Here is a 570-nt window from a genome sequence, read left to right as displayed (position 1 = left end):
CTCAGCGGTTCGCAATTTCGACTCCTCCGCCTTGCAGCCCGATTTGAGGATCTTATGGAAGACCTCGATCTTCCACCTCAACCCGTACCATTCGATCTTCTCGATGGCGTCCTTGCGCGATTGGACCGGGAGATCGGTGAGGAGCTTCCACTCGATCTTCTTTCGCCGCTTCGGCCTTCCCCGCTCTTGAGCATGGATCACGGTCAGAGTGAGTGCGGGATATTTCTTCTGCTTGCCGATCGGCGGCAGAATTCGAAGCTTGCGGAAACGAATTTCGAGAAGCGCTTCATCCGGATCGCCTTTGTCGTCCTTGAACTTGATCCGATGTAGGCCTTTGACCGTGACCTCGTCCATTTCGTCGGCAATTGTATGATTGCCGTCCCCGGCAAGCCGATCAACACAGGTTCGCACCAGGAAATGCGTTCCAACCTCCTCGGCCAGGCAAAACAGCTCATAGATGTCGCTCTCGCGATCACCAATATGAACGCATCGTGCAGGGGCAGCGAGAAGTTCGGTCGATTGCCGTAAATTCTCCAGCCAGCGGATGCTCTCCTTCTGCTCGATAGGAAC

At 55.1% G+C, this 570-nt stretch carries 1 pseudogene; it reads right to left on the bottom strand.

Features of this window, described 5'->3' with window-relative positions:
• Positions 1-570 (bottom strand): annotated as a pseudogene (locus tag KJQ96_RS38650) (IS4 family transposase); the annotation flags it as partial.

Source organism: Bradyrhizobium sp. sGM-13 (assembly GCF_018398875.1).
Classification (GTDB): Bacteria; Pseudomonadota; Alphaproteobacteria; order Rhizobiales; family Xanthobacteraceae; genus Bradyrhizobium.
Note: the sequence above shows the minus strand (reverse complement) of the source record. Positions and strands in the feature narration are given on the sequence as shown.